22 protein-coding genes are annotated in these 26095 nt (G+C 70.1%); 11 read left to right on the top strand and 11 right to left on the bottom strand.

Annotation, left to right across the window (positions count from 1 at the left end; genetic code table 11):
• Positions 1-9 precede the first annotated feature (9 nt).
• The 3 genes from MME74_RS00610 to MME74_RS00600 all read left to right on the top strand — a co-directional run bounded on the left by MME74_RS00610 (position 10) and on the right by MME74_RS00600 (position 4604).
• Positions 10-2553, top strand: a complete 2544-nt coding sequence (locus MME74_RS00610; RefSeq protein ID WP_267416696.1) for an RICIN domain-containing protein — start codon at positions 10-12, stop codon at positions 2551-2553.
• Positions 2554-2706: 153 nt separating this feature from the next.
• Entirely contained in the window at positions 2707-3504 is a 798-nt protein-coding gene (locus MME74_RS00605; RefSeq protein WP_267416695.1) for a hypothetical protein, read from the top strand.
• Positions 3504-4604, top strand: a complete 1101-nt coding sequence (locus tag MME74_RS00600) for a hypothetical protein (RefSeq protein WP_267416694.1) — start codon at positions 3504-3506, stop codon at positions 4602-4604. The genes MME74_RS00605 and MME74_RS00600 overlap by 1 nt, the downstream gene beginning before the upstream one ends.
• A gap of 147 nt (positions 4605-4751) precedes the next feature.
• On the opposite strand, the gene MME74_RS00595 is transcribed toward MME74_RS00600, so the two are convergent.
• Positions 4752-5747 (bottom strand): hypothetical protein, encoded by a 996-nt coding sequence (locus MME74_RS00595; RefSeq protein WP_267416693.1) that lies wholly within the window; start codon positions 5745-5747, stop codon positions 4752-4754.
• 68 nt (positions 5748-5815) lie between these two features.
• A complete protein-coding gene (locus MME74_RS00590; protein WP_267416692.1) occupies positions 5816-6787 on the bottom strand; it encodes an alpha/beta hydrolase in 972 nt (323 codons plus the stop codon).
• Positions 6788-6999: 212 nt separating this feature from the next.
• Here MME74_RS00590 and MME74_RS00585 point away from each other — a divergent pair, with 212 nt between their 5' ends.
• On the top strand, positions 7000-7407 hold the full coding sequence (locus tag MME74_RS00585; RefSeq protein WP_267416691.1) for a pyridoxamine 5'-phosphate oxidase family protein: 408 nt from the start codon (positions 7000-7002) through the stop codon (positions 7405-7407).
• A 38-nt stretch (positions 7408-7445) separates the two neighbouring features.
• Here MME74_RS00585 and MME74_RS00580 read toward each other — a convergent pair whose 3' ends face one another.
• On the bottom strand, positions 7446-8153 hold the full coding sequence (locus MME74_RS00580; RefSeq protein ID WP_267416689.1) for a ZIP family metal transporter: 708 nt from the start codon (positions 8151-8153) through the stop codon (positions 7446-7448).
• Between the two features lie 121 nt (positions 8154-8274).
• On the opposite strand from MME74_RS00580, the gene MME74_RS00575 reads away from it, so the two are divergent.
• Positions 8275-9540: an MFS transporter gene (locus MME74_RS00575; protein WP_267416688.1), complete on the top strand. Its 1266-nt coding sequence runs from the start codon at positions 8275-8277 to the stop codon at positions 9538-9540.
• Here MME74_RS00575 and MME74_RS00570 read toward each other — a convergent pair.
• Entirely contained in the window at positions 9528-10013 is a 486-nt protein-coding gene (locus MME74_RS00570; protein WP_267416687.1) for a hypothetical protein, read from the bottom strand. The two genes, MME74_RS00575 and MME74_RS00570, sit on opposite strands and share 13 nt — an antisense overlap.
• Before the next feature lie 308 nt (positions 10014-10321).
• Between MME74_RS00570 and argG the strand changes: the two genes are divergently transcribed.
• A complete protein-coding gene (gene argG / locus MME74_RS00565) occupies positions 10322-11767 on the top strand; it encodes an argininosuccinate synthase (protein WP_267416686.1) in 1446 nt (481 codons plus the stop codon).
• A gap of 63 nt (positions 11768-11830) precedes the next feature.
• On the opposite strand, the gene MME74_RS00560 is transcribed toward argG, so the two are convergent.
• Positions 11831-12511 carry a GntR family transcriptional regulator gene (locus MME74_RS00560; RefSeq protein WP_267416685.1) on the bottom strand — a complete coding sequence of 227 codons (681 nt, stop codon included), beginning with the start codon at positions 12509-12511 and terminating at the stop codon, positions 11831-11833.
• A 222-nt stretch (positions 12512-12733) separates the two neighbouring features.
• Between MME74_RS00560 and MME74_RS00555 the strand changes: the two genes are divergently transcribed.
• The 5 genes from MME74_RS00555 to MME74_RS00535 all read left to right on the top strand — a co-directional run bounded on the left by MME74_RS00555 (position 12734) and on the right by MME74_RS00535 (position 19676).
• On the top strand, positions 12734-13387 hold the full coding sequence (locus MME74_RS00555) for a TetR/AcrR family transcriptional regulator (RefSeq protein WP_267416684.1): 654 nt from the start codon (positions 12734-12736) through the stop codon (positions 13385-13387).
• Positions 13384-14262, top strand: coding sequence for a hypothetical protein (locus MME74_RS00550; RefSeq protein WP_267416683.1), 879 nt, complete (start codon positions 13384-13386; stop codon positions 14260-14262). Before MME74_RS00555 ends, MME74_RS00550 begins: the two co-directional genes overlap by 4 nt.
• Positions 14259-16094 (top strand): YhgE/Pip domain-containing protein, encoded by a 1836-nt coding sequence (locus tag MME74_RS00545; RefSeq protein ID WP_267416682.1) that lies wholly within the window; start codon positions 14259-14261, stop codon positions 16092-16094. Before MME74_RS00550 ends, MME74_RS00545 begins: the two co-directional genes overlap by 4 nt.
• Positions 16095-16210: 116 nt before the next feature.
• Positions 16211-18862 carry a penicillin acylase family protein gene (locus tag MME74_RS00540; RefSeq protein ID WP_267416681.1) on the top strand — a complete coding sequence of 884 codons (2652 nt, stop codon included), beginning with the start codon at positions 16211-16213 and terminating at the stop codon, positions 18860-18862.
• A 52-nt stretch (positions 18863-18914) separates the two neighbouring features.
• Positions 18915-19676: an alpha/beta fold hydrolase gene (locus MME74_RS00535; RefSeq protein WP_267416680.1), complete on the top strand. Its 762-nt coding sequence runs from the start codon at positions 18915-18917 to the stop codon at positions 19674-19676.
• A 28-nt stretch (positions 19677-19704) separates the two neighbouring features.
• On the opposite strand, the gene mnhG is transcribed toward MME74_RS00535, so the two are convergent.
• From mnhG to MME74_RS00505, 6 genes are read right to left on the bottom strand one after another with little or no spacing between them, the layout of a single operon-like run.
• Positions 19705-20094, bottom strand: a complete 390-nt coding sequence (gene mnhG / locus MME74_RS00530; protein ID WP_267416679.1) for a monovalent cation/H(+) antiporter subunit G — start codon at positions 20092-20094, stop codon at positions 19705-19707.
• Positions 20091-20360, bottom strand: a complete 270-nt coding sequence (locus MME74_RS00525) for a monovalent cation/H+ antiporter complex subunit F (protein WP_267416678.1) — start codon at positions 20358-20360, stop codon at positions 20091-20093. Before MME74_RS00525 ends, mnhG begins: the two co-directional genes overlap by 4 nt.
• Positions 20357-20947, bottom strand: coding sequence for a Na+/H+ antiporter subunit E (locus MME74_RS00520; RefSeq protein WP_267416677.1), 591 nt, complete (start codon positions 20945-20947; stop codon positions 20357-20359). The genes MME74_RS00525 and MME74_RS00520 overlap by 4 nt, the downstream gene beginning before the upstream one ends.
• The gene (locus MME74_RS00515) at positions 20947-22497 is read right to left on the bottom strand and encodes a Na+/H+ antiporter subunit D (protein WP_267416676.1); all 1551 of its coding nucleotides are present in this window, start codon (positions 22495-22497) and stop codon (positions 20947-20949) included. The genes MME74_RS00520 and MME74_RS00515 overlap by 1 nt, the downstream gene beginning before the upstream one ends.
• Positions 22494-23090, bottom strand: a complete 597-nt coding sequence (locus MME74_RS00510; protein WP_267416675.1) for a Na(+)/H(+) antiporter subunit C — start codon at positions 23088-23090, stop codon at positions 22494-22496. Before MME74_RS00510 ends, MME74_RS00515 begins: the two co-directional genes overlap by 4 nt.
• On the bottom strand, positions 23090-26059 hold the full coding sequence (locus tag MME74_RS00505) for a Na+/H+ antiporter subunit A (RefSeq protein WP_267416674.1): 2970 nt from the start codon (positions 26057-26059) through the stop codon (positions 23090-23092). The genes MME74_RS00510 and MME74_RS00505 overlap by 1 nt, the downstream gene beginning before the upstream one ends.
• Positions 26060-26095 lie beyond the last annotated feature (36 nt).

Here is a 26095-nt window from a genome sequence, read left to right as displayed (position 1 = left end):
AAGCACATCATGGGGAAGAGAATCGCGCTGAAGCGCGCTCGCAAGGGAGTCGTCGGGGCCGTCATCGGCGTCCTCGTCACGGCCGGTCTGGTCTCGTTCGGAGGGGGAGCAGCGACGGCGGCGGTGACGCCGGCACCACCTCCCCTGCTGCAACGCGACGACGGCGTCGTCACGTCCGATCCGATCCCGACCGTGCAGATCGACAACGGGTACGTGTGGGCGCAGACGACCATCGGGTCCACCGTGTACGCCGTCGGCAAGTTCGACAACGCGCGGGAGCCGAAGGCCGCACCCGGCACCGCCCTGACGGCGCGCTCCAACGTGCTCGCCTACGACATCGGCACCGGGACGCTGCTGCCGTTCGCCCCCAAGGTCAACGGCGTCATCAAGGCCGTCACGGCCTCACCCGACGGAAGCCGCATCTACATCGGCGGATCGTTCAACTCGGTCAACGGCAAGGACCGGTGGAACATCGCCGCCCTCGACGCGACGACGGGCGAGCTGGTGCCCGGATTCATCCCGTCCATCGGCGGCTCCGGCGTGTACGCCCTCTCCACGTCCGGCTCGAGCGTCTTCGCGGGCGGACAGTTCACGCAGGCCAACGGCACGGCGAGGAAGAACCTCACCGCGTTCGATGCCTCGAACGGCGCTCTGCTGCCGTGGACGCCGCAGACCGACCTGCAGGTGGACGCCATGGTGATGGACCCGGCCGGCAAGGACGTCGTCATCGCCGGCCGCTTCTCGCAGATCAGCGGCAACACCTCCCTGCGCGGGATAGGCGCCGTGGACCGGGCGACGGGCGCGGTCGACACCGGGTGGGAGCTGCCCAAGACCGTCAAGAACGGATCGAACACGGGCGCCAACGCCGGCCAGGCGGGGATCTTCGGCCTCGCGGCCGACTCCGCCGGTGTCTACGGAACGGGCTGGGTGTACGCCAACGCCGACGTGGGCAACCTCGAGGGCACGTTCGCGGCCGAGGCGGGCACCGGCAAGGTCCGCTGGATCGCGGACTGCCTCGGCGATCACTACGGCGTGTACTCCACGGGGAAGGTCGTCTACACGACGAGCCACACCCATGCCTGCAGCACCATGGGCCTCCACCCGGAGCAGAATCCGCGCACGCACCGCTACTCCGAGGCGTACACGGCCGACGCCCGGGGAACCCTGGGGCACCAGCCGGCAGCCCCCGCGTACAAGGACTGGGCGGGAACGCCCGCACCGTCGCCGTACGCCTGGACTCCGGACTGGGCCGTCGGCGTCACCACCGGAATGGGACAGGCCGGGCTGTCGATCACGGGCACCGGCGACATGATCTCCGTCGGCGGGGAGTTCCGCTCGGTCAACAACGGCCAGTTCGAAGGGCTCGTGCGCTTCTCGACCGCTCCTCCGGGAGGCGCGAAGGACAAACCGCGCCTCGCGGGCGACACCTGGACGGGCACCGCGACGCAGAGCGCCGACGACGCCCGCCGCGTGAGCGTCTCCATCCCCGCCAACTGGGACCGGGACGACCTGACGCTCACCTACGAGCTCCACCGCTCCGACACGAGCGCTCCCGTCGCGACCGCCACGGCCGATGCGACCTGGTGGAACCGTCCGGCCGTGAACCTCGTCGACACGGCGGCGCCCGCGGGCGCACTGCAGTACACGGTCGTCGCGCGGGACGGCGACGGCAACACCGCGACGAGTGCGGTCCTCGCCGTGCAGAAGGCGGCCGCGCTCCCCTCCGGACAGATCGCGATCATCGCCCCCGTCAGCGGCAAGGCGGTCGGCGTGTCCGGCACGGCATCCGCGACCGTCCAGCAGACGATCACGGACTCGCCGTCGCAGCGCTGGACCGTCATCCCGAAGGCGGAGGGTCGCTTCCAGCTGAAGAACGCCGCGACCGGAGCCTGCCTCGCGGTCTCCGGTCAGAGCCAGGCCGACAGCACTCCGGTGCTCCAATGGGCCTGTGCCGACCAGCCGCACTTCCTGTGGAGCCTGAAGGATGCGGGGAACGGCTACAGCCAGCTCGTCGCCTCGCACTCCGGCAAGTGCCTCACGCTCAGGGCCGGCAACACCGCAGACGGCACCCCGTTCGTCCAGTACGACTGCGCGGCCCAGCCCGCGACCTCCTCGCAGTTCACGCTGCGCGCGGCCGGCCAGGCCACGATCGTCGCCCGCGGCAGCGGCAAGGCGCTCGGGGTGTCCGGCACCGCCGCCCAGACCGTCCAGCAGACGATCTCGGGGGCCTCCTCGCAGCGCTGGACGATGGTTCCGCGGGCCGACGGCCGGTTCCAGCTGAAGAACGCCGCGACCGGAGCCTGCCTCGCCGTCTCCGGCCAGAGCCAGGCCGACGCCGCGAAGGTGCTGCAGTGGACGTGCGCCAATGAGCCGCACTTGCTGTGGAGTCTGAAGGATGCGGGCAGCGGCTACAGCCAGCTCCTCGCCTCCCACTCCGGCAAGTGCCTCTTCGTCGCCGGCGGCAGCAACGCCGACGGTGCGGAGTTCATCCAGAACACCTGCACGACCGCGCCGACCACCGCGTCCCAGTTCACCCTGCGGATGTCGAAGTAGGCCCGACGGCATCCGGCCGGCTCCGGGGTGGACCCGGGGCCGGCTGGATGAGTCCGTGAGGTTCCGCGGATAGGATGTTCAGCGCTTCGTCGTGCCGCTCCGAGGACCGCTCTTCTCCAGCACCGCGGCCGTCGAACGGTGAGGGGGTGGGGTGTGACGGGCTCTTCGACACGCCCCGATCTCGGGCCCGTCGGAGCATCGGCTCCGGATGACCGGGCGGCCGCGCTCCTGCGGTCCAACCGTCGCCGCCGCAGTGTCCGCCGCTGGGTCGCGATCGGGACGCTCCCGCTCACCCTCGCCGCACTGCTCTTCGTCGGCAAGCTGCTGAGCATGTACGCATTCGCCCATCAGGCGATCACGGCCTATGTGGTGGACGACTTCGCGGGCTCGGAGGCGTCGGCACGGGGCCTGGACTTCCTGAACTGGTTCGAGCCGTACAAGGCGCCGTTCAACATCGGCACGGCACTCGGGGCGGCCGAGGAGCTGCCCGAGGCGAGGGCGGAACTCGAGGAGGCGCTCGACCTCGCGACGGGACTGGAGGTGTGCGGCGTGCGCATCAACCTCGCCCTGGTCATCGAGCGGATGGGCGACGCCGCGCGCGCCGACGGCGACGGCGCGACAGCGACCCAGCTCTACGGCGAGGCCCTGACCGTCACGGTCGAGACCCCCGAGGAGTGCCACACCGAGGAGGCGCAGCAGCAGTCCTCCGATCCGCAGCGCGACATGTCCGATTCCCTCGACAGCACCGAGGACCGGCTGAAGCAGAAGCAACAGCAGCAGGAGCAGGAGCAGGAACAGCAGCCCCAGCCCCCACCGCAGCCCGGTGAGGACGAGCAGCCCTCCGAGGACAAGCTGAAGGGCCTCCAGGACAAGCTCGAGCAGGGCACGCAGGAGCGCGACCAGCGGCAGGGCGACGACCCGGGTGGTTCGGGGACGGACAAGCCGTGGTGATGGACCCCGAGAAGCAGCGGGCGCGCTACGTGTCCCACACCGAGGGTGCACCACCGGTGCCCCCTCCCGGCGGCTACCGCGGTGCGCGGCGCCAGGCGAACGGCCCCACCCCGCCTCCGGCCGTTCCGGTCGCGGCACCGGCGCAGGAGCCGAAGAAGCCGGCGAACGCGCTCGGCTGGATCGCCCTCACCGCCGCCATCCTGTTCGCACTGATCCTGCTCGGCACCCTGATCGCCGGCGGCACCGACCTGCTCTACGGCATCACGATGCTCACCCTGCAGCTGGTCGTGGTCGCCACGGTCATCGCCGCCCTGTTCTCGCCTCGGGGGCGGATGCTGGGGGCGATCGCGCTCGTCGTGACGATCCTGTTCAACGTCGCCACGGTCGGCGGCATGAGTGCCCTGCAGACCTCGGCCTCCGGGAACTACCAGGGCACCAAGACCGCCGAGCAGAAGCACGCGGAGGCGTATCCGGGCATCAAGGGGACCGATCCGCAGCAGACGCTCTCGCAGCAGTCGCTGGAGGAGGTGCGCGCGCAGTCCGAGGCGCTGTTCGCCGAGATCCGCACGCGGCTCACCGAGGAGTTCGGCTACACCTGGACGCCGGTGGGCGACGAAGACCTGCGGCCCGAGCGCAATGGCTACGGCGGCGAGTCGATGCTCGTCGAGTTCACCTCGTCGGGCTGGGCGACCACCGAGCCGATCCAGGACTACGACCGCAAGCTCGAGGTGATGGCCGTCATCAACGAGGTCGTCGTCCAGCACGGGCTGTGGGACCTCTACTCGTTCAACGATCCGGCGGGGTCGGGCATCGACTCGGCGATGATCGCGAAGCTCTACGGCAGCGACGACCCGCGCACGCAGACCACCTGGGAGTACTACACCGAGAACTACCCCGATCCGCTGCGCTTCTACGCCAACATCTACGACCTCTCCAACGATCGGGACGGCGGCTTCCGGGCCGCCCGCGAGGCGCAGAACGCGCGCACCGGAGAGCCGCTCGAGGGCCTGCAGCTCGTGGTGATCGCAAGCGGCGTGCTCAGCGAGGCCGACCGCGCGGAGTTCGAGGCGAAGCTGCAGGAGTACCCGGGCTTCGAGTGAGCGCCGGGGGTCTCGGGGCGAGAACCCGGAACGACCTCGCGTCCTTCGGCGGGTCGGACGACGACACGCCATCGCGCGCGCGGACCCTCTCCGTTTCGGCCCCGGCCCCGGCCCCGACCCCGACCCCGACCCCGACCCGACGGCAGCTCACGAGCCGAGCGTGAGCAGCATCCGGGCGAGGACGTAGCGTGCGTGTCCGCGCGGGGTCCGCGGGTCGTAGCCCAGGGTCTCCACGAGCGCGGTCAGGCGCTCCTGCACGCTGGAGTGGTGCCGCCCGAGACGCAGCGCCGCGGCTCGCACGCTCTGCTCCTCGGCGACGGCGTCGAGCAGCTCCCGGCCGCGCTCGTCGAGGCCGCCCAGCGCGACGGCATCCGGATGGAGGGGACCCTGGTCGGCGGTCTCCGCGACGAGCAGCAGTGCTCCGAGGTCGGCGGCGTCGACCACCGGCTCCGCGGGACCGGTCAGGCGCACGGCCACGAGCGCGGACGACCACGACTGCGGGAGGCGCTCGCCCGGCCCGGCGGTGCCGAGCCCCAGGCGCAGCGCCGATCCTTCCGGCCACGCCTGCACGGCATCCGTCCGAGCGTCCAGGATCGTCGCGCGTGTGAGTCCGTGCCGGGTGGCGACCACGGCCGACGGATGCTGCGGCAGCGGCGCCGGATCCGGCGGGGACGCGACCAGCCGGAGGGCGTCGGCGGCGATCCGGAGGCGGGGCAGCGCGGCGGCGCGCTCATCCGCACCGGCGTAGGAGCTGATGGCGAGCTCGACCGCGCTCTCCGGGCCGACCGCACGCCGGGCGCGGATGATGCCGAGCGCGAGGGCCAGCCTCTCGAGGATCATCGCGTCGTTGGTGTGCGGCTCGCCCTCGCGCTCGATCCAGGCGACCGAATCCGGACCGCTCTCCCGGATCGGCCAGGCCGAGGAGGGCTCGACCGGATCGATGCGCACTCCGTCGGCGCGCACCCGCACGATCTGGCGACCGTCGCGCTGGCCGACGGTCGCCCCGCTGAGCACGGCCGCGCCCCGCAGCATGCTCTCGATGCCGACGGAGCGCGCGACGAGGGCGTCGAAGTACGAGACGACTTTGAGCGTCTCGCTGGCATCCGGGTCGAGGGCGGTGAGCCGCCCCAGCAGATCTTGCATGTCGGGCTCCATCGCGCGGGAATTCCACCCTACGGGGTCGACGGACGACCCCGGAGGGTGGAGCGGACTCAGCCGAGGAGGCGGTTCACCCAGCTGTCGCGGGCGGCGAGCATGGCCTGCGCGACGGCGCTCTGCGGGGCGAAGGCCTCGAAGGCGTGGAAGCCTCCGGCCCAGACGTGGAGCTCGGCCTGGACGCCGGCTTCCCAGAGCTTCGAGGCATACGCGACGTCTTCGTCACGGAACACCTCGGCGCTGCCGCAGTCGATGAACGCGGGCGGCAGACCGGACAGATCGGTCGCGCGTGCGGGGGCGGCGTAGATCGAGACGTCGTCGGTGCCCTTGCGGTCGCCCAGCAGCGCCGTCCAGCCCATCACGTTCGACGCGCGGTCCCAGAGGCCGACGCCGTCGATCTGCTTGGTCGACACGCTCTCATCGCGATCGTCGAGCATCGGGTAGAGGAGGAGCTGCCCGACCAGGGCGGGCCCGCGGCGATCACGCGCCAGCAGTGCCGTGCCGGCGGCCAGCCCTCCCCCGGCACTGCCGCCCGTGATCAGGAGGCGGTCGAGGTCGATGCCGAGCTCCTCGGCGTGGTCGGCCGTCCAGCGCAGACCGGCGTAGCAGTCCTCGACGGGGTAGGGATCGGGGAACTCGGGGGCCAGTCGGTACTCCACGGCCACGATGACGCCGTTGAAGCGCTCCGCCCAGCCGAGGAGCCCCTCGACGCCGAGCCAGCGGTCACCGACGATCATCCCGCCGCCGTGCGTGTGGAAGAACCCGGGGCCCGTGCCCGTCCGCCCCTCCTTCTCGACCACGGAGACGATGATCGCATCGCCGTCGTGCCCCTCGATGGTGACGTCGCGCGAGACGAATCCGCGTGCGGCGAGGAGGTCGGCCATCTCGTTCTCGCCGCCGACGACCGACTGACGCATGAGCGGGATCATCTCCAGCGTGAGCGTGGTGGGCACTTCTGCGCCGGCGAGCACGAGTGCGGCTTCGAGTTCGGGGTCGAAGGGCGGTCGGCCCAGGTTCGTGTCAGTCATCGGAACTCCTTTGTTCGCGGTTGTCCGGCCGCCTGCGCGGCAGCGTCCAGCCAGCCTTCCCCACGCCGCACCCGAGGATAACCCGCCAGCCGGGGCCGATCCGATGCCGCCGGTCCGCCGGGTGGCGGGGCCGCCGCTCCCGGCATCCGGCGACTCCCTTGATGGTGCGTCCCCCGCCGGATAGCCTGACGCCGGAGGGAAGGGGTGCGCGCATGATCCGAGAACTCGACGAGCAGCAGTCCTATGAGCTGCTGACCACGACGACGATCGGGCGGATCGGCTTCGTCCACGGCGGGCGGGTGCAGATCCTTCCGGTGAACTTCGCCGTCTCCGGACACGAGCTGCTGCTGCGGACCTCGCCGGACGGCCTGCTGGCCGAGCTGACGAGAGAGCCGGCGGAGGTCTCCTTCGAGGTGGACTATCACGATCCGCTCGGAAGCACCGGATGGAGCGTGCTGGCGCACGGCACCCTCTCCCGCGCAGCGGAGGACGAGGCCGCCGCCATCGTCGCGCGCGTGCATCCGTGGGCGGGCGAGGATCGGGTTCTCCCGCTGACGCTCAGCGTGGAGAGCATCTCCGGCCGGAGCGTGCGACGGGACTCCTCCCGCGGGAAGATCTGACGCGCCGGCGTCGCCCCGTCGTCGTCGAGCGCCGTCGCTCAGGAGGCGAGGGCGAGCCCCGCGGCGAGCGCGAAGCCGAGCACGGTCGCGAGGCCGGTCGACTCCTTGGCCTTGGACTGCGCCTCGGGGATCATCGAGTCGACGAGCATCACGAGCAGCGCCCCCGCGGCGAATCCGCTCGCGGCCGACCGGAACTCGTCGCCGGTGATGCTGGCGAGACCGAAGCCCGCGACGGTCGCCGCCGCGCAGATCACGGCGACGCCGGCCCACAGCAGCAGCACCCGCGACTTCGCCATGCCGCCCTCGAGCAGGTCGGCCGCCGAGCCGATCGACTCCGGCAGGTTCGAGACGAGGATGGCCACCACCAGCGCGATGCTCACGGGCTCTCCGGACGCGAGTCCGATGCCGAGCACGAGCTGCTCCGGGATGCCGTCGAGCAGGGCGCCGACCGCGAGCTGGCCGCCGCCCGCCTGCTGCTTCTTCTTGGCGGCACGGGCATCGAGGATGCGGTCGGCGATGTAGTAGCTGAGCGCCCCGGCCGCGACACCGACCACGAGCGGGATCGGGCCGGCGAGGTCGAGCCCTTCCTCCCACAGCTCGAAGGCGATGGAGGCCATCAGCGCACCGGCGCCGAAGCCCAGGACGATGCCGAGCCAGCGCGGCGGCCACTTCCGCAGCAGGGCCAGCACGGCGCCCACGAACAGCGGCGCCGCCGCGACCGCACCCCACAGCACTGCTCCGCCCATGTCTACCTCCGTGGGGCCACTCTCCCACCTGCACGTGCCTCTCGCCGCACCCGGCCGCGGGGAGCCGGTGAATAGGATGACGACGACGACAGAAGCCACGGGCGGACGGAGCGGAGCGGGGATGAGCGACAGACCGGCCGAGGTGCTGCGCGTTCCGGCATTCGCCCTCTTCTGGTCCTCCTCGACGCTCGGCGCCTTCACCGGCGCGGTGACCGCCGTCGCCTTCCAGGTGCTGATCGTCACGACTCTGAACGCCTCCCCGTTCGAGATCGGCTTGCTCAACGCGGCGAACGTCGTGCCCTACCTGCTGTTCGGCCTCATCGTCGGCGCCCTGATGGACCGCTGGCGGCGAAAGCCGGCACTGGTCCTGGCGAGCATCGGCCGCGCTCTCACGCTCGCGCTCGTGCCGGTGCTGTGGCTCACGGGCACGTTGACGGTGTGGTCGTTCGGTGCCCTGTTCCTGCTGTTCGGCGCGCTCACCCTGATCGCCGATTCCGCCGCGCAGCCGATGCTCCCGCGCCTCGTCCCTCGCGATCAGCTGGTCGCCGCGAACGCTCGGCTCGGGCAGGCGGGCACCGTCGCCCAGACGACGGGACCGGCGCTCGGCGGCGCGCTCGTCGGCTGGCTGGGAGCACCGTTCGCCATCCTGATCGATGCCGTCGCGTACCTCGTGAGCGCGGTCCTCCTGAGCCGGATCCGCGTCGAGGAGGCGAAAGCGGCACGCCGGACGGACGGCCGCCATATCGGCCACGACATCATGGAAGGCCTGCGCTGGACCTACTCCCACCGCACGCTCGCCCCGATGGCCGCCTCGATCAACGTCTGGTTCCTCGGCAACAGCATCGCGCTGACCGCCTTCGCCCCGTATGCGCTGAGGGAACTGGACCTCGGCGCGCTGATGTTCGGCGCCGTGCTCGCGATGGGCGGCGTCGGGGGCCCGCTCGGTGCGCTCCTCGCGCCGGCCGCGGGTCGACGATTCGGTGTGGGCGGGGCGGTCCTCGGAGGGCGACTCCTCTCAGCGCTCGCGTGGACGGCGGTCCTCGTCATCCCGCACGCCGAAGACTCGACTCTCCTCGTCGTGGCGATCCCCCTCGGCGTGGGGCAGTTCCTGTTCGGTCTCGGGATGGGGCTAGAGGACCCGAACGAGATGGGATACCGCCAGGCCGTCGCGCCCGACCAGATGCAGGGCCGGGTGAACGCTTCGATCCGCACCGTGAACCGCGTCGCCTTCCTCGTCGGTGCCCTGATCGCCGGAGGTCTCGCGACCGTCTTCGGCTACCGCGTGACGATCGGGGTGAGCGTGGTCGTGTTCGTGGCGGCGGCGGCGATCGTCCTCTTCTCGCCGCTGCGCGTGGCGCGTCACGAGGATGTCGCTCAGTCGGAGTAGTCGGCGTCCGGGGTGACGAACGTCGCCGTGTACTCCTCGGTGCAGGGAGTCAGGACGTACACCTTCCCCCAGCCCCAGCCCATGGACAACGGATCGTCCTGACTGAACCGCGTACGCCGTTCACCCGCTTCGATGACGACCCAGCCCCCATCGTCCGTCCGCCAGGTGGCGTCCCCCCTGACCGGGATCACGTCGCCGTCGAGACATACGCGCCCGTCATCGAGCTTGCGCTCCTCCGACCCGAGCATCAACGCCGACACCTCGGCGGTGCCGTCTTCGTTGAGTGTGAACCCGGCGAGTTCCGAGGCCTCTTCGAAGGCGTGATACGTCGCGGGGAACGCCAGGTGCGCCGCCATGTCCTGCCGCGCGAGCGTCGACCCCCGGAAGGCCTGGACCGCCACGACGACGAGCACGGCGAGAACCGCGCCTCCTGCGATGAACCACCACCATCTCCGGGTCAGCGCTCTCTGCATGAGAGCAATGTATCGATCGACCCTGCGCGCATGCCGGGTATGAAGCGCTCCGGACAACCTCATCGAGAAGGACGCGCGGCTCGTCATCAGAGCCTCCGGCACCACGCTCACACCTGACGACGTCCGCGAGCTCCGCCTTGCCGACCAGCGCTGACCTCCTCCTCGACACGAGCGCCGCAGTGGCTCTCCTCGTCGAAGACAACACGGCGCACGTCGCGCGATGGGCACGTACGCGGCGCTCGGCGTCACCGTGGACGTCGTCTGAGGCGAGACAGGGCGACACGCCGCCCGCCGATAGACTGGAGGGCATGTCCAAGGTCCTCCAGTCCCTGCCCGTCGGCGAGCGCGTCGGCATCGCCTTCTCCGGAGGACTCGACACCTCCGTCGCCGTCGCGTGGATGCGCGAGAAGGGCGCCGTGCCCTTCACCTACACCGGCGACCTCGGCCAGTACGACGAAGACGACATCGCGTCGATCCCGGGCCGGGCGCTCGAGTACGGCGCCGAGGCCTCGCGCCTGATCGACTGCAAGACCGCCCTGGTCGAGGAGGGCTTCGTCGCCCTCTCCTGCGGCGCCTTCCACATCCGCTCGGGCGGCAAGACCTACTTCAACACCACGCCCCTCGGCCGCGCGGTCACCGGCACGCTGCTGGTTCGCGCGATGAAGGAGGACGGCGTCGACATCTGGGGCGACGGCTCCACCTACAAGGGCAACGACATCGAGCGGTTCTACCGCTACGGCCTGCTCGCGAACCCGCGGCTGCGCATCTACAAGCCGTGGCTCGACGCCGACTTCGTCACCGAGCTCGGCGGCCGCAAGGAGATGAGCGACTGGCTCGTCGCCCGCGACTTCCCGTACCGCGACTCCGCCGAGAAGGCGTACTCGACCGACGCGAACATCTGGGGCGCGACGCACGAGGCGAAGACCCTCGAGCACCTCGACGTGTCGCTCGAGACCGTCGACCCGATCATGGGCGTGAAGTTCTGGGACCCGTCGGTCGCGATCGAGTCCGAAGACGTCACGGTCTCGTTCGAGGCCGGCCGCCCCGTCGCCATCAACGGCGTCGAGTTCTCCGACCCGGTCGCGCTGGTCCAGGAGGCGAACACGATCGGCGGACGCCACGGCCTGGGCATGAGCGACCAGATCGAGAACCGGATCATCGAGGCGAAGTCGCGCGGCATCTACGAGGCTCCGGGCATGGCGCTGCTGTTCATCGCCTACGAGCGTCTCGTCAACGGCATCCTGAACGAGGACACCCTCGCGACGTACCACGAGCAGGGTCGCCGCCTCGGCCGCCTCATGTACGAGGGCCGCTGGCTCGAGCCGCAGTCGCTCATGCTGCGCGAGTCGATCCAGCGCTGGGTCGGCCTCACGATCACCGGCAGCGTGACGATCCGCCTGCGCCGCGGCGACGACTGGACCATCCTCGACACCGTCTCGCCGAACCTTTCCTACGGCCCCGAGAAGCTGTCGATGGAGCGCGTCGGCGACGCGGCCTTCGGCCCGGTCGACCGCATCGGCCAGCTCACCATGCGCAACCTCGACATCGCCGATTCGCGTGCACGCCTCGAGCAGTACGCGGGCCTCGGCCTCGTCGGCGGCGCGACGGGCGAGCTCGTCGGCCGCGTGACCGCCGGCGAGTCCGCCGAGATCACCGAGTCCGTGCACGGCTCGGTCTCCGAGGCCGACGAGACCCTGGCGGATGCCGTCGACACGGCATCCGAGGGTGCGGCCTTCGACTCCGGCACCGACTGACTCTCGGCTCCGACCGAACCATCGCGCCGACGCCCGGAACACGGGCGTCGGCGCGAACTGCTTCTACGCCTGCGGCGCCTCGGCCTGCCCTTCGGCACGGTCGATGATGTGGGGGAGCACGACGTCGAAGAGGGTCACGATCGCCGCCCGCGTCGAGGCTGCATCGCGCTGACGGATGGCCTCACGGATCGCGACCGTCGATTCCTCGGACGCCTCCCAGTCGAACAGACCACGCGCATGCTGGGTGAAACGACGGATCTGGGGGCCGAGGAACTCGATCACGCTCACCCGCGTGGTGTTGCCCTCGATCCGCGCGAAGCCCATGGCGATGGTGCGCAGCGCCTGGCCGAAAGCCGGGACGTCGTGCTCGCGGACCGCGACGGACATGTCCTCGGTCAGCTCGACCAGATAGGTGACGTCGTCGGGCCGGATCAGCGGCATCGCATGACGCACCGAGCCGATCCAGATGTCTCCGAACAGGGCGACGGCGTCACGGATACGGTCGAGCTTGAGCGGCGCGACCCGCGTGAAGCGGTTGCGCTGCATCTCGACGAGTCCCGCTTCGGTGAGACGGGCCAACGCATGCCGGACCGGTGTCCTCGACGTCCCCAGATCCTCCGCGAGCTCGTAGTCGCGGATCGTCTCGCCGGGCCTCAGCTCACCGTTCACGATCGCGTCCCGAATCCTCCGGTACACGTCTTCGCTCATCGTCCTGTGCTCCAGCGCACCATCGATGCCTGCCACGTCACACCCTCCTTCGAACACAGCGGTCCCCCCGCTCGATTCGTCCGACACCATCCGACCCCGCGTTTCCGCGTCGATCCGGCATCGCTTCTGCGCCAGCGCGCAACGCGTAACATAACACAATCGCCCTCGCATGAAGCCGGGAGGGCCCCGTTCGATCGAATTCTGTGAGTACTCCGAATTATCTTGCACAGATGTGTGCATGATTCTTATCATGGAGGAATGACAACTCGTGCACCTCGCCGCGACGCCGTCGAGAACCGCGCCGGCATCCTGTCCGCCGCGCGTTCGACCCTGGCCGTCGACCCGCACGCCTCCATCGACGTCATCGCCCGCAGCGCCGGGCTCTCGCGCCGCACGCTGTACGGGCATTTCGACGACCGCGACGCCCTCATCCGCGAGCTGATCTCGAGCGGAGCCCAGCGCTTCAACGCCATCGCCGCATCTGTCGAGGACACCGACGCCCGCCTCGCCCTGGCCCGCCTCGCCGCCCTCCTCTGGCAGGAGGCCGCGCACGTGCAGGTGGCCGCCGCACTGGCCCTCGACGAGACGCACGTGGAGCACACCGCGGCCGCCCTCGCCCCGCTCCGGCGCACCGTGGCCGCACTCGTGCGCCGCGGCCAGGACGACGGGAGCTTCCGCACGGACCTCAGCGCCCCCACCCTCGCCCGCCTGATCGAGGAGATGGCACGCACCGTCGTGTCCCGGACGGATGCCTCCAGCTCCGCAGCCGCCGACCTCGCGGTACGCACGGTGCTGAGCATCGCCGGGCTGTCCTGGCGCGAGTCGGACGAGCTGCTGGCCGCGCATCCCGACATCACCGCCTCCACCCCCGACCCCACCGCCTCCGTTCACGACCAGAAGGTCAGCGCATGAAGATCTCCCTGCAGGATGTGAGCAAGGGGCGGGGCGGGCAGGCCCTCCCCACGATGTCGCTGGAGTTCCACACCGGAGCCGTGCGCTTCGCCCTCGCCGAGACCGAGCAGCGCCCGACGGTGCTGGGGCTGATCGCCAGCGGACGCATGCGACCGGAGTCCGGGCAGGTGAGCATCGACGGCACCACCGATCCGAAGGCGCTGCGGCGACGGGTCGCCCTGGTCGACGCCCCCGGCGTCAGCGATCCGCATCCCGACATCGCCCTCGCCGGCGTGGTGGGCGAGGAGCTGATGTTCGCGGGCCTCGGAGCCACCCCGCTGCACGCACGGCGCTGGCTCTCGCAGCTGGGCTTCGCGGAGCTCGCCTCGGTGCCCATCGGCAACATCGACCCCGCCGCGCGCGTCCGCATCCTGTGCGAACTCGCCGTCCTGCGCAAGGGTGTGGAGGGCGTCGTCCTCGTCTCCCCGGACCGTCACGGCGGGAGCCCGGACGGGTGGTGGCGCATCGCCGGCGAGTTCGCCGACCGCGGCTACGCGATGCTGGTGATCATCGGCGGCTCGGCGGCCGTCGCTCTCGAGCGGATGCACGAGTTCGAGGCGATCAACGCCTCCGGCCCGGTCGAGCCCCTGGTGCTCGATGCAGCGGCCGAACCCGACTCCGGAGCCGGCACCGAAGGCGAGATCGAGACCGGTCCCGCGGACGAGGTCGAGGCCGAGATCGGAACCGGCTCGGCGGCCGAGGCCGAGGCCGCTCCGGATCTCGAGGAGCCGGAAGGTCTCGAAGAAGCAGAAGACCCGGAAGAACCGGAAGCCCCGGAAGAGTCCGACGAAGACCCCGAGGCGCCCGCCGCGAACGAGAACGGAGATGTGCGATGAAGGTTCCCGCCATGATCGCCGCCGAGCTCCGGCGTCTCACCGCGAGCAAGATGGGCATCATCGCCCTGATCGCGCTGGTCTGCGTGCCGATCCTGTACGGCGGTCTCTACCTGTGGGCGAACCAGGATCCCTACGCCAAGTTCCCCGAGGTCCCGGTGGCGCTCGTGGTCGACGACGAGGGCGCCCCCGCGCCCACGACGGGAACGGAGCCGGCCACCGGCGAGATCGTGAACTACGGCGAGGACGTCGCCGAGAACCTGATCGAGGGCAATGCCTTCGACTGGCAGCGCATGACGACGGACGAGGCGGCCGACGCGCTGCAGCACGGGAACGTGGACTTCACCGTGACGATCCCCGCGGACTTCTCGACCGCGCTGACGTCCGCGGCCGGCGACGATCCCCACCAGGCCCGCATCGAACTCGAGACGAACGATGCGAACAACTACCTCGCGTCGTCGATGGGCACGCAGGCCGTAGAGAAGATCCGCAGCTCCGTCGCCGAGATGGTCGGCAGTCAGGCCGCGGAACGTCTGCTCACCGGCCTGAGCGACGTGCGCGACAACCTGATCACGGCGACGGACGGCGCGACCAAGCTCGCCGACGGCGCCGGCACGGCCGCCTCAGGCAGCTCGACTCTCGCCGACGGGACCGCGCAGCTCGCCGACGGCACGGCCAAGCTGGCCGCCGGTGCGCAGACGCTCGCGAACGGCGCACAGCAGGTGAGCGCGGGCAATCGGCAGCTCGCCGACGTGGCCGATCGTGCCGGCGCGGCCGTCCAGCAGGCGGCGAACGCCCTGCCCCAGGTGCGCACCGACATCGCCGACGCCCTGGCGGAACAGGGTCTGACCCCGGAGGAGATCGACCAGGTCCTCGCGAAGCTCGATCCGCTCGGCGCACGCCTGCAGGAGGGCAACACGCAGGTGCAGAGCGCTGTCGGCAAGGTCGACCAGCTCGCCACCGGCGCGGCCTCGCTGGCCTCCGGGGCCTCGGACCTGGCGAACGGCGCCGGCACGGTCGCCACGGGTGCCTCCGCCGCGAACGACGGCGCCGTGCAGCTGCGTGACGGACTCGCCACCCTGGCATCCGGCACGGCGGACCTCCGCGACGGGCTGTCCGACGGCGTCGAGGCGATCCCGGCATCCACTCCCGAGCTGCGCTCCCTGCAGGCCGACACGATCGCCGACCCTGTGAAGGTGTCCAGCGACAAGGTCGCCTCCGCCGAGGACTACGGCGCCGGCCTGGCCCCGTTCTTCGCCGCGCTGTCGGCGTGGATCGGCATCTACGCCCTGTTCCTGATCGTGAAGCCGATCTCCCGCCGAGCCATCACCGCGCTCCACTCCCCCGTCCGCATCACGCTCGCGGGCTGGCTGACACCGGCCATGCTCGGCGCGGTGCAGATGCTCGGGCTCATGGGGATCCTCGCGCTCACACTCGGCTTCACCTTCGACCATCCGCTCGGCACGCTCGGCGTCATGGTGTTCGCGTCGGCGACGTTCGCGGCGATCATCCTGGCCCTGAACGTCTGGCTCGGGTCCGTCGGGCAGTTCCTCGGCCTCGTGCTCATGGTGCTGCAGCTGGTCACCGCCGGCGGCACCTTCCCCTGGCAGACGCTCCCCGCGCCACTGGCCGCCCTGCACCACGTCCTGCCCCTGGGCTATGTCGTGGATGCGATGCGACAGCTCATGTACGGCGGCGACTACGCCCGCGCCGGTTGGGACCTCGCGGTGCTCGGAGCCTGGCTCGTGGGCGCGCTGCTGCTGGCGATGGTCGGCGTGACGCGGATGACGCACCGTCGCACCCTGCGCGATCTGCAGCCGAGCCTGATCGGGTGAGCGGACCGGGGCGCCCGGCCCGCCGGACGGATATGATGCGAGAGCGCGACCCTGAAACGCGCACTGGGGCTCGGTGGGACTGAGTTCCACCTGTCTACCCGAAAGAGTTCTCGACGATGACGACCGATTCGCAGGAGTCCACCGTACCCACGCGCCCTTCCCTGGGCGTCCGCATCGGCCGGATCGCCTTCCTCGTCGTGGCCGGGCTCGTCGTCATCGCGGTGGCGGCGGCGTTCTTCGTGACCTGGACGATCCAGCGCTCGTTCCCGCAGACCACCGGCACGGTGAAGCTCGAGGGCCTCCGATCCGAGGTCACCGTGCAGCGCGACGACCTCGGCATCCCGACCATCACCGCCGACTCGACGGACGACCTGTTCTACGCCGAGGGGTTCGTGCACGCGCAGGACCGCTTCTTCGAGATGGACTTCCGCCGGCACGTCACCGCCGGCCGCGTCGCCGAGATGTTCGGCGAGTCCCAGGCCGCGACGGACGCTTTCCTGCGGACGCTCGGCTGGCGCAAGGTCGCCGAGGCGGAGGTCGAGGCGATGGACGACACCACGCGCGGCTACTACGAGGCCTACGCCGACGGGGTCAACGCCTACCTCGCCTCGCGCTCGGGAGCAGAGCTGTCGCTCGAGTATGCCGTCCTCGGCATACAGAACCCCGACTACGCCCCCGAGCCCTGGCAGCCCGCCGACTCGGTCGCCTGGCTGAAGGCCATGGCCTGGGACCTCCGCGGCAACATCGAGGACGAGACGGAGCGGTCGCTGCTGGCCGCCGATCTGAGCGACGGCACGGATACGGCCGCCACCGCCGACGTCCTCGCGAAGCTCTATCCCGACTACCCGTTCGATGAGAACCCGGTCATCGTGCCGAAGATCTCGACGGTACCCGCGCTCGGGACCGATGCCGAGCCCGCGGCCTTCGCGCCGTCCCCGTCGGATGACGAGGTCCAGCAGGCGACCACCACCGTGGAGTGGAAGGAGACGGCGAACGTCATCGAGGCGGCGAGCGAGCTCGTCGGCGATGTCGGCGAAGGCATCGGCTCGAACTCCTGGGTCGTCTCCGGCAACCTCACGGAGAGCGGCATGCCCCTGCTCGCGAACGACCCGCACCTCGGCGCGTCCCTGCCCTCGGTCTGGTACCAGGTGCAGCTGAAGTGCTCGACCGTCGACGACGACTGCCCGTTCGACGTGGGCGGCTTCTCCTTCTCGGGTCTCCCCGGCATCGTGATCGGCCACAACCAGCAGGTCGCGTGGGGGTTCACGAACCTCACCACCGACGTGACCGACCTGTACGTCGAGCGCATCCAGGGCGACGAGTACTGGCGCGACGGCGCGCTCGTCCCGCTCGAGCAGAGCACCGAGACGATCAAGGTCGCCGGGGGCGACGACATCGAGCTGACGATCCGCTCGACCGTGCACGGCCCCATCATCTCGGGGCTCACCGATGACTTCACCGCCATCGCCGACGATCCGGAGCCGGCGCTCGAGGAGGGCACCGACGCCCCCACCGCGCTCCCCGCCCCGGCCGACGACACCGAGTACGCCGTCAGCCTGCGCTGGACCGCGCTCGATCCCGGCACGACGGCGACGGCGATCTTCGCCCTCTCCACCGCCCAGGACTTCGAGGACTTCCGCTACGCCGCATCCCTCTTCGACGTGCCGGCGCAGAACCTCATCTACGCCGACACCGACGGAAACATCGGCTACCAGACGCCGGGTCGACTCCCGATCCGCGGGGCCGGCGATGGATGGATGCCACAGCCGGGTTGGGACAGCAGCTACGACTGGACGGGCTTCATCCCGTTCGAGAAGCTGCCGGTGTCCTACAACCCGGGCTCCGGGTACATCGTCACCGCGAACAACGCCATCGTGACCGACGACTACTCCTACTTCCTCTCGCGCGACTGGGACTACGGCTACCGCGCGGCGCGGATCGCCCACCTCATCGAGCGACGTGCCGCCACGGCACCGCTGACCGCGCAGGACATGCGCGACATCCAGATGGACGACGAGATGTGGATCGGCAAGCATCTGGCGACGGCGATGAGCGACGTCTCGGTGTCCGGTGCCGGGCCCACGGAGGCGGTCGAGCTGCTGCTCTCCTGGGACGCCCAGAACACCGCGTCCTCCGCGGCGGCCGCGTACGCGAACGTGCTGTGGTCGAACCTCGTGCAGAACATCTTCGGGAAGCGCGAGCAGCCCCTGCCCATCGACGGCCAGGGACGACTGTTCACCGTGGTCGCCGACATGCTCGAGGACCCGGCGGATCCGCTGTGGGTCAACCCGCAGATCGACGTGGACGGGATGGATGCCATGCTCGCCCTCTCGGCCGAAGAGGCGTACGACGAGCTCTCCGCACTGCAGGGCACGATCGTCTCGCGCTGGAACTGGGGCGACCTGCACGCCATCACCCTGACCAGCGACACGCTCGGCTCCTCCGGCATCGCCCCCATCGAGGCCCTGTTCAACCGCGGACCCTTCCCGGTGAGCGGCGGCGCCTCGGTGGTGAACGCGACCGGGTGGGATCTGGGCACCTCCTACGCCACGACCACCGTGCCGTCCATGCGCATGGTGATCGACCTGTCCGACTTCGACGCGTCCACCTGGAACCATCTCACCGGCGCATCCGGCCATGCCTTCCACGAGCACTACATCGACCAGACCGCGGACTGGGCGGTCGGCGTGCAGACGCCGTGGGCCTGGTCATCCCATGCCGTGGATGGCGCGACGGCGGACACGCTGGTGCTGGCGCCCGCCGGCTGAGAGCGGGACGCCCCTGAGAAAGAGGCGCAGGATGCTCGGCTAGCGTTGAGGGGTGCCATCCAGTTACCTCGCCCCGAAGGGCACCATCGCCACCCTCCTGGAATTCGAGCACGGCGGTGCGACGCTCATCGCCGAGAGCTTCGGCGAGGGACCGCACACCTACCTGCTGCTGCACGGCATCGGGATGGGCCGCAGCGTCTACCTCGACGTCGTACAGCGCCTGAAGGGTCGCGTGATCGCGCTCGACCTGCCGGGTTTCGGCGAGGCGCCCGAGCCGACCCGCACACTCACCATGGAGCGGCACGCCGATCTCGTCGCGGCCTATCTGCGCCACGTGGACGCGGACCCGGTCGTCGTGATCGGCCACTCGATGGGCAGCCAGATCGCCGCGGAGCTCGCAGCCCGGCATCCCGAGCTCGTCGAGGGCGTGGTGCTGGCGGGCCCCACCGTGAACAAGGCGGCCCGCAACATCGGCGCCCAGGCGCGGTATCTGCTGACCGACCTGGTCGGCGAGCGGCCGCTCGTGATCTGGCGCGGAGCCCGGGAGTACCTGCGCGGCGGTCCGCACCTGATCCGCAAGATGCGCGCGACCATCGTGCACGAGCCGGAAGACGCCTTCGTGCGCATCGAGTGCCCGGTGCTGGTGCTGCGCGGGGAGAGCGATCCCCTCGCCCCGATGAGCTGGTGCCGTGAGATCCTCGACGCGATCCCCGGGGCCGAGCTCGAGGTCATCCCCGACCACGGTCACGGCACCCTGATCAGCGACTCCGAGCCCGCCGCGCGCCTCATCCACGAGTTCGCCGCACGCCTCTGAGCCCGGTTCGGGCTCCTCGGCGACGGGTTCAGCCGGCGGCGGGCGGGGTCTGCTTCGACTCGGCCAGCTCGTCCGCGACGAGACCGCGCTGCTCGATCGTGCCGTTGCGGTACGCCTGCCGGCCGACCATGTGCGCCGAGAGCGGGGCGGTCGCGAACTGCATCAGCACCACGGGGGCCACCAGCACGAACCCGAGCAGGATGCCGCCGATCGAGCGCTGCGACAGGGCGATGGCGATGCAGATGAGCAGCAGGCCGAGCACCTGAGGCTTGGTGGCCGCGTGCAGCCGCGACGGCACGTCGCGGAAGTGCAGCAGTCCCACCGCAGCCGACAGGCAGAGCACGGCTCCGAGCAGGATCAGCACCAGGACGGCCACGTCGATGACGGCATCCGGGATCATGAGACCGAAGACGTTCATGAGGTCGTGTTGTCCCTTCTCGCGACGAAGCGGGCGACGGCGATGGAGCCGAACACCCCGATCGCGGCGATGATGAGGAGCACGGGGATGTTGCGGGTGTGACCGTTGATGGCCATCTCCGCACCGAGCACGCACATCACCTCGGTGAGGAGCACGTCGGAGGCGACGGCACGGTCGAGGATCGACGGACCGCGCACGATGCGGATGAGCGCGAGGATGGCGGCGATGCCGAACACCACCATGATCAGCAGGAGCAGGATGTTCATCGGGCACCGCCCTTCATCGATCCGAGTCCGGCGCGCTGGTCGGCCTTGAGGGCACGGTACTGCGCGGGGTCGCCCAGCGCACGCACGACTCGGCGCTCCCACGTGAGCACCCCGGCGCGCTGCTTCTCGACATCGGCCCGGTTCCTTACCCCGATCACGTGCAGGTACAGGATGCGTCGGTCTCGATCGGTCTCGACGACGAGCGACCCGGGGATCAGTGACGACACGACGGCGACGTGCGTCATCACCAGGTCATCGGCGTAGCGCAGCGGCACCGCGATGATGGCCGTGCCCGGCTGCCGGCGGAAGTCGAAGACCTGCACGGTGACCGAGAGCGCACCGCTGAGCACCGCCCACAGGAACTGCACGACGAAGAGCGCGGCGTACCAGAGGTTCACGCGACCGGAGAGCGCGACCGTCGGCAGGCGGAAGACGCGGGTCACGAAGATCGCGACGACGAGACCGGTGAGGAACGACAGCACGGTGAACTGCGCCCACAGCAGCATCCAGAGCACGACGAGCCATGCGAGGAACGGCAGCTGCACCCGGATGTCCCGCCAGAGGTGGCGCTTGGTGTCGCGACCCATCAGCCCACCTCCTCTTCCAGCTGCACCAGGCTCACGGGCTGCAGCAGGGCGGCGCCGATGCGGTCGCAGAGCGCGTAGAGCGGGCCGGCGAAGATCGTCAGCGCCAGCGTGACCGCGACCATCCCGCCGGTCGCGACCGTCATGATCTTCGGGATGCGGCGGGTCTCCTGCTGCTCGTCGGCGGCCGGAGCGTTGCCGAGGTAGGAGATGCGACCCTCGGTCTCGGTCGAGTCCTCCTCCTCACGCCAGAACGCGAGGTTCCAGGCGCGCATGAGGGCGTAGAGCGTGAGCAGCGAGGTGATGATGCCGCCGAAGATCAGCACGATCATGAGCGGGGTGCCCACGGACGCCGCGGCCTCGAACAGCGCGAACTTGCCGATGAACCCCGAGAACGGCGGCAGGCCACCGAGGTTGATCGCCGGAACGAAGTAGAGGACGGCGATGACGGGCGCGACCTTCAGCAGGCCCTTCACACGCAGGATCGAGGTGCTGCCCGCTCGACGTTCCACGAGCCCGACGGCGAGGAACAGCGTCGTCTGCACGACGATGTGGTGGACGATGTAGTACACCGTCGCGCCGATGGCCGCGGGGGTCGCTATCGCGAGACCGAAGATCATGTAGCCGACATGGCTGACCAGGGTGAACGACAGGATTCGTTTGAGCTCCGCCTGCGCGACCGCGCCGAGCACCCCGACGATCATGGTCGCGAGCGCGATGATCAGCAGCAGCGTGTCGATGCTGTTCGATGCGAAGAGCTGCGTCTCGGTGCGGATCAGCGCGTAGACGCCGACCTTGGTCAGCAACCCGGCGAACACCGCGGTGACCGGGGCCGGCGCGGTCGGGTACGAGTCGGGCAGCCAGAACGACACCGGGAAGATGGCCGCCTTGATGCCGAAGGCGACCACGAGCATCAGGTGCAGCACCAGCTGCGTCTCCTGCGGGAGCTCGGACATGCGCTCGGCGATCTGCGCCATGTTGACCGTGCCGAGCGCGCCGTAGATCATCGCGATCGACGCGAGGAACAGGATCGACGAGACGAGCGAGACGACGATGTACACCGCGCCGGTGCGGATGCGCGACTCGGTGCTGCCCAGCGTGATCAGCACGTAGGACGCGACGAGCAGGATCTCGAACCCGACGTAGAGGTTGAAGAGGTCGCCCGCGATGAAGGCGTTGAAGATGCCGGCCGCGAGGATCAGGTACGAGGGGTTGAAGATCGAGATCGGGGTCTCGTCCGTGCCGTCCGCGGCGCCCTGACCGATCGAGAAGAGGAGGACGGCGAGCAGCACGATGCTCGATACGAGCACCAGGAGCGCGGCGAGCCTGTCGACGTACAGCACGATGCCGAACGGGACGGGCCATCCGCCGACCGAGACGGCCAGCGGATCGCCGGAGTCCACGACGACCAGCAGGATGGCGGCGATGACCGAGACCGCGGCGAGGGTGGCCACCGTGACGACGACCTGGAGCCGCGGGTTGCGTCCGAAGACGAGGGTGATCGCGGCACCGAGGAGCGGCAGTCCGACGAGGAGGGGGACGAGGGCGGTCATGGCCTGTCCTCCTCTTCGTCACGGTCGTGGGGTTCATCGGGGCGCGCCTGGTCGCCCTCGGCTGAGCGCGAGGTGGGTTCGCTCCCCCAGCCGGTGGGGGCGTCGAACGGAGCGTCGTCGTGGATGGCGGGGTGGTCGCGCATGTGCAGCACCGTGATCGGCGCCGTCTGCACCCCGACGAAGTCGGTGGTCGCCTCGTCGTCGTCGGTCTCGGACTCGTCGTCCATGAGGTCTTCGTCGGCGTCGGTGCGCTCGCGGAGCGCGATGTCGGCCTCGTCGTCCTCGACGGTGTCGGCCTGGCCCAGCTGCCAGGAGCGGTAGATCAGCGCGAGGAGGAACGCCGAGACCGCGAAGGTGATCACGATCGCGGTGAGCGTGAGAGCCTGCGGGAGCGGGTCGCTCATCTCGCCCTCGGTGCCGAAGAACGGCGCGTTGCCCGGCACGCCCATCACGATCAGCAGCAGCAGGTTCGTGGCGTTACCGAGCAGCAGGAAGCCGATCAGCACGCGGGTCAGGCTGCGCTCCAGCATCGCGTACACGCCGCACGCGAAGAGCACGGCCATGATGACGATCAGGGTGAGGGAGACGTCCATCAGCTGTTCCCTCCGCCCCGCGAGAGGAAGCCCTCAGGACCCGGCGTCGTGCGCAGGGCGGCCTGACGGTCGACCTCGGCGCCGAGGCTGCGCAGCACGTCGAGGACCAGGCCGATGACGACGAGGTACACGCCCACGTCGAAGATGGTCGAGGTGACGAACTCCATGTGCCCGATGCCGGGGATCTCCCACTCCCAGAACGAGCTGGTCAGCGGCGCGAGACCGAACAGCAGCGGGACGACCGCGGTGCCCACGGCGAGGATGAGGCCGGTGCCGAGCAGTCGACCGGCATCCGTCGGCGCGGCGGCGCCCAGCTCCCAGCGACCGCCCGCGATGTAGCGCATGACCAGGGCCATGCCCGCGACGAGCCCGCCCGCGAAGCCGCCGCCGGGGAGGTTGTGGCCGGAGAACAGCAGGAAGATCGACACCACGATGATCGTGTGGAACAGGATGCGGACGATGACCTCGAGCAGGATCGACCGGTTCTCCGGTTTCATCTTCTGACCGCCGACGAGCCAGGCGCGCGGGCTGCTCTCGTTCTCGGTGGTCTGGAAGCGGATGCCCTCGGTGGTCTCGACCAGCGGACGGCTGCGGGCGGCCTTGCGCGTCGCCCGCGGCAGGTTCTTGGTGGCGGCGAGCAGGTCGGCGCGGTGGGTGACGAACACGAGGGAGGCCACGCCGGTCGCGGCGAGCACGAGCACGGAGAGCTCGCCCATGGTGTCCCAGCCACGCAGATCGACCAGCGCGACGTTGACGACGTTCTTGCCGTGACCGATCTCGTACGCGAGCGTCGGGAACGCCTCGGAGATCGGATCGGCGATGCGGGACTGGGTGGCGACGACCGCGACGAAGGCCATGGTCACACCCACGCCGATCGCCAGCAGGGCACGGGGGATCCGGCCCACCGAGGCGTTGTGCTCGCCCATGCGCGCGGGAAGCCGCCGCAGCACGAGTGCGAAGGTGACCATGGTGACCGTCTCGACCAGGATCTGGGTGAGCGCGAGGTCGGGGGCGCCGCTGGTCGCGAACAGCACCACCATGCCGAGGCCGGTGACCGAGACCAGCACCACGCCGGTGTACCGCTTCTGCGCGCGGATGGCGAAGATGCCGGCCGCCGCCATGATCGGCGCCACGACGATCTGGGCAGGGGTGTGCCAGAGGGAGAGGTTGTACCGGTCGATGTCGCTCGCGATCAGGGCCGTGACCTCGGCGGCGACGAACACGACGAAGATCGTGCCCACGTAGACCGGCAGCGAACCGCGCTGCGTGAGGGTCGTGCTGAGGACCGAAAGCCGGTCGACGCCGCGCATCACCAGGTAGTACACGTCGGCCGCGGTGAAGCGCAGCATGCGGGCCTTGCGGTCCCAGCCGGTGCGACGGGTGAGGAGGAAGAGCCCGATGCCGAGGAGGATCGAGAGGATCGAGATGCCGAGCGCGGGCTCGAAGCCGTGCCAGAGCGCGAGGTGCCCCGGGCCCTCGACGGCGGCGCCCGCGTGGTCGAGCCCCGGCGTCGCCGTGACCGCGTAGCCGTGCAGGGCGACGTCGAGCGCGGGAGCTCCGATGCCGGCGGCGAGTGTGACGCCGGCGAGGATGATCGGCGCGGACAGGAAGCCGACGGGCGGGTCGGGCCACGCGGTGTCGGGGAGCTGCTGCCCCGACTCGTCGCGCTTCTTCCAGAACGCGCCCCAGAGGAAGCGGACGCCATATGCCGCAGTGAGCATGGATCCGAGGATGATGCCGATGAGCGCGACGAGGCCCCACGGGGAGCCGCCGATCGCGTCGTCGAGGAGGGCCGTGAGGGTCGACTCCTTCGCCACGAAGCCGATGGTCGGAGCGATACCCGCCATGGAGGCGACGGAGATGAATGCCGCCGTGGCCATGACCGGTGCCTGCCGCCCCACGCCGGACAGCTCGTTGATGTCACGGGTGGACAGTTGGCGGTCGATGACGCCGACGATGAGGAACAGCGCGGACTTGAACAGCGCGTGCCCGATGACCAGGGCGAGACCGGCGAGCGCCGTCGCCTGCGTGCCGTATCCGACGACCACGGCGAAGAAGCCCAGCTGGCTGACCGTGCCGAACGCGAGGATGCGCTTGAGGTCGGTCTCGCGCAGCGCCTGGATGCCGCCGAGCAGCATCGTGAGGATGCCGAGCGTGATGACGATGGGCCGCCAGGTAGCACTGAACGCGAAGATCGGGGCGAAGCGGGCGATGAGGTAGATGCCGGCCTTCACCATGGCGGCCGCGTGCAGATACGCGCTCACCGGTGTCGGCGCAGCCATCGCGCCGGGGAGCCAGAAGTGGAACGGGAACAGCGCCGACTTGCTGATCGCGCCGACGAGGAGCATGACGATCGCCGCCTCGACGATCGGCCCGGTGGGTGCGATCTCGAGGATCTCGCGGATGCTGGACGTGCCGGCATCGACGACCAGCAGCACGACGCCGACGAACATCACGAGGCCGCCGAGTGTGGTAACCAGCAGGGCCTGCAGAGCGGCACGACGGCTGGCCGCACGGCGGCGGTAGTGGCCGATCAGGAGGTACGAGAGGATGCTCGTCACCTCCCAGAACATGACGAGCATCACCAGGTCGTCGGTGAGCACGAGTCCGTACATGGCTCCCGCGAAGCCGAGGAGGACGCCGGCGAACTGCCCGATCCCCACGGTGTCCTCGTAGAAGTACCAGCGGCAGTAGAGCAGCACCAGGGCGCCGACACCGGTGACGATCAGCGTGAGCACCCAGCCGAGCACATCCATGTTCATGGACAGGCTGATCCCCAGCTGCGGAATCCACTCGTAGGTCTCGAACGGCACCGGTCCGTCGAGCACCTGCGGCGTCATGACGAGCGCGTGCACGAAGGCGGCCGCCGGCACGAGGGCCGCGATCGCGAATGCCTGGGCCCCGAGCCAACGCACCAGAACGGGCATCAACAGCGACCCGAGCAGGAACACGGCGAGGAGCAACAGCATATACGCGGCTCCCTCGGGGGTCGTCGGCCTCACGGC

Source organism: Microbacterium oxydans (assembly GCF_026559675.1).
Classification (GTDB): domain Bacteria; phylum Actinomycetota; class Actinomycetes; order Actinomycetales; family Microbacteriaceae; genus Microbacterium; species Microbacterium oxydans_D.
Note: the sequence above shows the minus strand (reverse complement) of the source record. Positions and strands in the feature narration are given on the sequence as shown.